This is a genomic window from Paenibacillus vandeheii (assembly GCF_030433635.1).
In the GTDB taxonomy this organism is placed as follows: Bacteria; Bacillota; Bacilli; order Paenibacillales; family Paenibacillaceae; genus Paenibacillus; species Paenibacillus vandeheii.
In genome coordinates, this window is record NZ_JAROCD010000004.1 from 502,238 (window position 1) to 510,024 (window position 7,787).

Genomic DNA, 7,787 nt, shown 5'->3' on the forward strand with positions numbered 1-7,787 from the left:
CCTATCGGCGGTACGAGTTATTGTACCTTTTGCTGCTTGTTTTTATTTAGATTGCTTACTGGAATTAAGGGGATTTGTTCGTTTCAGCATGCATTCTTAGTTAACGCATATTTACGATATTGAATCTATAGAAGTAGGTGAAAGGCATGTCTATGAATCAACCGTCATATGGTGCAGATGAAATTCAGGTACTTGAAGGGCTGGAAGCCGTACGTAAACGACCGGGGATGTATATTGGTTCCACCAGTGCCAAAGGTCTGCATCATCTCGTTTGGGAAGTAGTGGACAACAGTATTGACGAAGCACTCGCAGGTTATTGTGATCATATCGAAGTTACTATTCATGAAGATAACAGCGTCACTGTAGTCGATAATGGGCGGGGAATTCCTGTCGGCGAACATGCCAAAATGAAACGTCCTGCGCTTGAGGTTGTAATGACTGTTCTGCATGCGGGCGGTAAATTTGGCGGTGGCGGGTACAAAGTATCCGGTGGTCTACATGGGGTGGGTGTATCCGTCGTCAATGCTCTATCAGCAAAAGTTGTTGTTACAGTTAAGGTTGACGGCCATGTGTATCAACAGGAATACCGTCGCGGTGCTCCTCAGTACGATCTGAAAACGATCGGTACAACGGAGGAAACGGGAACAACAGTTACGTTCCATCCGGATCCGGAGATTTTCACTGAAACAAGAGTGTATGACTATGAAATTTTGCTGACTCGTATTCGTGAGCTCGCGTTCCTGAACAAGGGAATTGGCATGACTTTAACCGATGAACGTACAGGTGTAACCAACTCTTTCCTGTATGAGGGCGGTATTATCGAGTATGTCTCCTTCCTGAACCAGAAGCGTGAAGTGATGCACGAAAACCCGATTTACGTGGAAGGATCAAGAGACAACATCCAAGTGGAAGTGGCGTTGCAATACAATGACAGCTACACCGAGAATATTTATTCTTTTGCGAACAACATCAACACACATGAGGGCGGAACGCATGAATCTGGCTTCAAGAGCGCTCTTACCCGGATTATCAATGATTATGCGCGCAAAGCGGGCGTAATCAAAGACAGCACAGGCAACCTGTCCGGGGATGATGTACGTGAAGGTCTAACAGCGATCATCTCAGTCAAGATCCCTGAACCGCAATTTGAGGGACAGACGAAGACCAAGTTGGGTAACAGTGAAGTGCGCGGAATTGTCGAATCCCTGTTTGCTGAGAAGCTGCAGGAATTCCTGGAAGAGAACCCTTCCGTTTCCCGTCGCATTTTGGAAAAAGGACTGCAAGCTGCCCGTGCACGTGAAGCAGCACGTAAAGCCCGTGAACTGACACGTCGTAAAGGTGCACTCGAAGTCAGCTCTTTGCCAGGTAAATTGGCCGACTGTTCATCCAAGGATGCTTCAATCAGTGAATTGTACATCGTCGAGGGTGACTCCGCCGGTGGATCAGCGAAGCAAGGACGAGATCGTCACTTCCAGGCGATTTTGCCGCTGCGTGGTAAGATTCTGAACGTGGAAAAAGCACGTCTTGACCGGATTTTGGGCAATGCGGAGATCAGAGCGATCATTACCGCAATGGGTACCGGAATTGGTGATGACTTCGATATTGCCAAAGCACGTTATCACAAAATTATTTTGATGACGGATGCCGACGTCGATGGCGCCCACATCCGGACATTGCTTCTGACATTCCTCTATCGCTATATGCGCAAAATCATTGAGGCAGGTTATGTATACATTGCCCAACCGCCATTGTTCAAGATTGAGCGCAATAAAGTGATTCGTTATGCTGGCTCCGAGAAGGAACGCGATGAAATCATTGCAACGCTCGGCGAAAATGCGAAGTTTAACATCCAGCGTTATAAAGGTCTCGGTGAGATGAATGCCGGACAATTGTGGGAAACGACCATGGACCCTGAGAGCCGGACGATGCTACAAGTATCCATCAGCGATGCGATGCTGGCCGATGCCATGTTCGATACCCTGATGGGAGATAATGTTGAACCTCGTCGTGACTTTATTCAGGAAAATGCAAAATACGTGAAAAACCTCGACATCTAACGATATTCGATAAGGCGCCTGCGAGGGCGCCTTTTTACATTATGGGATCATAATCTAGAGAATTGTAGTCTGGACATTGGCGTGGCTGTTATCGGTGTATACGGCTTTTGGCAGAGGGGGCCTGGGCTTTGGGGGAGGTACGAAATGTCTTCCCTTTTTTGGAGGGTAATCTGCCGTAAGCCCTCGCGTAACGTTTGATCTTCCGGTACGTTTCCTTGTCAGGCAACAGGCCAAAAGCATAGATGCCTGGCAAGGTGTTGACTTCAATAATCCATGGCCGTCCATCTTCATCCAGTGCAATATCAATCCCGATCTCTTTGAGCCTAGGAAATGACTTCTGCAGCTGTACCGCTGTATGAATGCCTAAACGATATAGCTCACTGCGCAGTTGCTGGAACCGATCCTTGTCAAAATGAGGGCGTACCAACTCATCAAAGGTGGCCAATCGTCCGCCGCCATGAATGTTGGTAATGATCTTGCCTGGTGCAGCAATCCTTCCCAAAATGCCTGTCGTTTCCCAGTTGTGCTGTAGATTTTTCTGGGTTAATACCCGCAGGTCAAAAGGCAATTCATCATGCTTCATCAGTGGAATGCCTTGTTGAATGATGTAGTCACGCTTCTGAATACGTTTAGTGAGCGCCAAGTCCAGTTCATCTAGGGAATGGAAGTATCTCTCGTCGGTCCCATATCGAAGCTCATATGTTGTCATGGGGATCGCAGCAGAGATTTCAGCGCTAATTTCAGCGCTGGAAGCAGATAATTGCTCGTCAACGTTTTCGGATCGTGTTTCCTCGATAATGGATACGGCTGAAGGGATTGCCAGTGGAAATTTACGGATTTTTTTTACCCGCATGACGCCATTGCCATAAGTTCCCCGATCCGGTTTGATATAGTTCGACTCAAATAGTTCAGTCATTCGTTCCAGGGCTTGGCGGCTATACTGTCGTGTTACCGGTATATATCCATTCACATTACGGCTGCGTTGTAACACAGCTGTCTTGGTCCATTTGCTGGAGACACGCTGGATACCCAAGAGCCATCAGTCCTTTCCTGTTATGATGGGGTTTCTAAGAGTGACAGACGCGGAGAAATCAAAGGACAAGAGATGATTTCAGTGGTATAATAGAGAAATATGGCGTTTTGTGCGGTTTTGTTGCACAGATGTAGTTTGATCGTAGAACGGGAACAGCTTCAGCCTGAATATACACAGTACATTTGCCGCTTTTTTTAGCATTGTATGTGCAAATGGAGAGGAAGGCAGGGCGAACCCCCAGACTCTCTGAAGTTCCCGGAAGAAAGGCTATTGCCCAGCGGACGTTTAATTGTTTACCTTTTGTGAAAGTAATATAATAAAGAGTAGCGTCCTTGTGCGGTTTTAGCCTTGTTAGGCTCTTCACATATAATCGATTTTTGAATGACCGAATGGAATGTTTGTTGAAGGACAAGAAGGAGGTCCAGCATGGCGGAAGAAATGAACTCGCAGATTAAAGATCGGGATATTGGCGTCGAGATGCGTGAATCGTTTATGGATTATGCGATGAGCATTATTGTGAGCCGTGCCTTACCTGACGTGCGTGACGGATTGAAGCCGGTTCACCGGCGTATTCTGTACGCAATGTCCGAGCTAGGCATGACACCCGATAAACCACATAAAAAATCAGCCAGAATCGTCGGCGAAGTTATCGGTAAGTATCACCCACACGGTGACTCTGCTGTATACGAAACAATGGTACGGATGGCACAGGATTTCTCCCTGCGCTACATGCACGTAGATGGACATGGTAACTTTGGATCGGTGGATGGCGATATGGCAGCAGCCATGCGTTATACGGAAGCTCGGTTGTCCAAGATTGCAATGGAAATGCTCAGAGACATCAACAAGGATACAATTGACTTCCAGCCGAACTATGACGGTGAAGAAAGTGAACCTATCGTTCTTCCAGCTCGTTTTCCTAACTTGCTTGTCAATGGTGTTGGCGGGATTGCGGTAGGTATGGCGACAAATATTCCTCCTCATAACTTGGGAGAGGTAATCGACGGCGTACAGGCCATGATCAAAAATCCGGACATCACATCCATGGAATTGATGGATTACATTCAGGGACCAGACTTCCCTACCTCCGGTTACATTTTGGGACGCTCCGGAATACGTCAAGCGTATCAAACCGGACGTGGTTCAGTAACGATGCGGGCCAAAACCAACATCGAAGAGAACAACAACAAGGCACGGATTATCGTTACGGAACTTCCTTATCAGGTGAACAAGGCAAGACTCGTTGAGAAAATTGCTGAGTTGGTACGTGATAAAAAGATTGATGGCATTACGGATCTTCGTGATGAGTCTGACCGTAACGGTATGCGGGTTGTGATTGAGCTTCGCAGAGACGTGAATCCGGGTGTTGTGCTGAATAACCTGTACAAGCATACAGCGATGCAGTCCACCTTTGGGATTAACATGCTCGCGATTGTAAATAAAGAACCTAAAATTCTGAACCTGCGTGAAGTGTTGTATCACTACTTGCAGCATCAGATTGAGGTTATTCGTAGACGTACGCAGTTTGAACTGAAAAAAGCCGAGGCACGCGCACACATTCTGGAAGGCTTGCGTATTGCACTGGATCATATCGACGAGATTATTGCGTTGATTCGTTCTTCCAGCAATACCGATGCAGCCAGAGAAGGTCTGATCGAGCGTTTCTCACTCAGTCATGATCAGGCTCAAGCTATTCTCGATATGCGTCTGCAACGCCTTACAGGTCTGGAACGCGAACGTATCGAAAATGAGTACAACGAACTGATGGTCAAAATTAAGGAATATCGTGAAATTCTGGCCAACGAGCACCTCGTGCTTGAAATTATCAGCACGGAGCTGCAAGAAATCCGTGATCGCTTCAGCGATGATCGTCGTACCGAGATTACTGTAGGTGAAGAGAGCATTCTGGACGAGGATCTCATTCCACGTGAAGAGGTTATCATCACCATTACCCATACAGGCTATGTGAAACGTCTGCCGGTATCCACATACCGCAGTCAGAAGCGTGGCGGACGTGGGGTTGTGGGCATGGACACCAAAGATACCGACTTTGTTGAGCATCTATTTGTGACCAACTCTCACAATTACCTCATGTTCTTTACCGACAAGGGTAAAGTGTACCGTCTCAAAGCTTATGAGATTCCAGAACTTGGACGTACAGCACGGGGAACACCGATTATCAACCTGATTCAGATTGAGCAGGGTGAATCGGTCAATGCCGTGATTCCAGTTCAGGAATTCGAAAGTGACAAGTATCTCTTCTTTGCTACCCGTCAAGGGGTTGTGAAGAAAACACCACTTGAGGATTACACCAATATTCGCAAAGGCGGTCTGATCGGGATTTCCCTGCGTGATGATGATGCCCTCATTGATGTTAAGCTGACAGACGGACAGCAAGAGATCATTATGGGTACAGCTCACGGGATGTCCATCCGTTTCTCGGAAGGAAATGTCCGTTCCATGGGACGGAGTGCAACCGGGGTTAAAGGGATCACATTGGATGACCAGGATGTCGTAATCGGCATGGACGTTGTGGATCAGGAGCTGGATGTTCTGATTGTTACAACCAAAGGTTACGGTAAACGTACCCCTGTCAGCGATTATCGGATGCAGACTCGTGGCGGTAAAGGGATTAAAACCATTAACGTCACAGATAAAAATGGTGCGGTAGTCAGCCTGAAAATGGTTAAGACGGAAGAGGATCTGATGATCATCACTTCCAGCGGTACGCTAATTCGAATGAGTATGGAAGGCATATCCACCATGGGTCGATACACGCAAGGTGTGAAGCTGATTCATATTCGCGATGAAGATTCCGTAGCTACAGTCAGCCGAATTGACAAGAATGAGGAAGAACCTGAAGACGAAGAATGGATTGAAGGTGCGGAATCCTCTGATTCTGAAGGTCAAGAGTCAACTCTGGATGAGGGCTCGGTTTCCGATGTTGAAGTTGAGGACGATGATTCAGGTTCCGAAGCATAGGATCCATTTTTCTATAACGAAAATCATTTCATGATTGCAATGAAGTTGGAGGGCTCCCATATGGGGGCCCTTTGTTATTTTCACAGCTTCAGGACCTCTCTCCTGGAAATATAGGATGTACAGCCTGATTCTTGAGTAATATAATGGGAATTAACGTGAAAAACCGGGACTATGGTCTTGTTTCATCATAGAAGAACGAGGAGTAGGGGGAATTTATATGGGATTAATCACCCTGTCAGAAGTCAAACCAGGACTTAAACTGGGAAATGACGTGCAAACGCTTCGTGGAAATGTTTTGTTTCAGAAAGGCAAAGTCATTTTGCCCAAAGATGTGGAAGTGCTCAGAGCTTTTATGATTCATCAAGTAGACATCGAGCAAGAGAGAACGGGGACAAGCAGTACAGGTTCCAAGGCTTCATCCACGTCTTCAGGCCATGCAGGTAATGAGAAGAACGGAGAACGGGCAGGCAAAGGCGGCAGCGCAGTCTCAACCCCGGTATTACCGTCCCTGCACGAAGAGTATGAAAAGATGGTTGGATTGACCAAAAAGGCCTTTCTGTCCTCCCTGGCGGCTGAATTACCTGTATATGAGCTGCGTACACAGCTTGAGGCATTGTTTGTTCATCTCAAACAGTATAATGTGCTTACTTTTAGTCCACGAGTTATTCAAGAACATGATTATGTATATCACCACGCCGTATTGAGTGCCATGACATCCTATCAATTGGCCCAGTGGATGGATTTGCCGTCTAAGGACTGGATGCAGGTAGCTTTTGCAGGATTGTTCCATGATATCGGTAATAGCAAAGTGGACCCACAGATCCTCCATAAACCATCAACCTTAACGGCCTCAGAGCAGGCAGAGATCCGGCAGCATACGAAATATGGCTATCAGGTGCTGAAACAGGCGAAGGCCATCAATGAAGGAGCCAGACTCGCAGCGTTGCAGCATCATGAAAAAGTGGATGGATCAGGTTACCCGCTGCAGCTCAGCGGCACGCAAATTCATATCTATGCCAAGATTGTAGCCATCGCTGATATCTTTCACGCCATGACTCTGGAGAAGATCTATCGTAAGGCGCAGTCACCATACCTAGTTCTGGAACAAATTAAGAGTGAGGCATTTGGCAAATTGGACCCTGCTATCGTGAATGTATTTATTCAGCGTTCTACACAGATCCATAATGGTATACGAGTGAAGCTTAGCAATAATCAAATTGGAGAGATCATATTCTCGGATCGGGATCATCCTACAAGACCAATGGTATCGGTAGAGGGAACGATTATTAATTTGATGCAGCAAAGACAGCTCCACATCCAGGAAGTCATCGGCTAATCTATTGGTCAGCTCATATATGAGAAAAAGCCTTTCCGAATAGGATTGGCTTTTTTAATGGTTGTCCATAAGTAAAGTATGAGAAGCAAGCGGATAGCAGGAATTAGAAGGGGAAAGATTTTCAATCTTGATATAAGGATCTAGTTAATATAGAGATGAATAACCATATAGGGGCATCTATATTAAATAGAGCGTAGAAGAAATAAATTAATTGAAAATAAAGCTTGCGTTCCGAATCTGTACATGGTATATTCTAAGTCCGGCCAAGAAAACACGAGAAACACGGTGCGGCAAGCGAAACAAATAAGCTTCGAAAGAAACTTAAAAAAAGAGCTTGCAAAGTTGGTTCGGATGTGATAAGATATAAAAGTTGCTGAGA

General features: G+C 46.2%; 4 protein-coding genes. 3 read left to right on the forward strand and 1 reads right to left on the reverse strand.

What is annotated here, in order from left to right:
- Positions 1-146: 146 nt before the first annotated feature.
- The gene (gyrB, locus tag P5G61_RS10305; protein ID WP_024629509.1) at positions 147-2,057 is read left to right on the forward strand and encodes a DNA topoisomerase (ATP-hydrolyzing) subunit B; all 1,911 of its coding nucleotides are present in this window, start codon (positions 147-149) and stop codon (positions 2,055-2,057) included.
- Positions 2,058-2,145: 88 nt separating this feature from the next.
- On the opposite strand, the gene P5G61_RS10310 is transcribed toward gyrB, so the two are convergent.
- On the reverse strand, positions 2,146-3,090 hold the full coding sequence (locus P5G61_RS10310) for a YheC/YheD family protein (RefSeq protein WP_301246329.1): 945 nt from the start codon (positions 3,088-3,090) through the stop codon (positions 2,146-2,148).
- Between the two features lie 426 nt (positions 3,091-3,516).
- On the opposite strand from P5G61_RS10310, the gene gyrA reads away from it, so the two are divergent.
- Together gyrA and P5G61_RS10320 are read left to right on the forward strand one after the other, a co-directional pair.
- Complete coding sequence (gyrA, locus tag P5G61_RS10315) at positions 3,517-6,072, forward strand: DNA gyrase subunit A (RefSeq protein WP_301246330.1); 2,556 nt, start codon at positions 3,517-3,519, stop codon at positions 6,070-6,072.
- 217 nt (positions 6,073-6,289) lie between these two features.
- The gene (locus tag P5G61_RS10320; RefSeq protein ID WP_301246331.1) at positions 6,290-7,408 is read left to right on the forward strand and encodes an HD-GYP domain-containing protein; all 1,119 of its coding nucleotides are present in this window, start codon (positions 6,290-6,292) and stop codon (positions 7,406-7,408) included.
- The last annotated feature ends 379 nt before the right edge of the window (positions 7,409-7,787 follow it).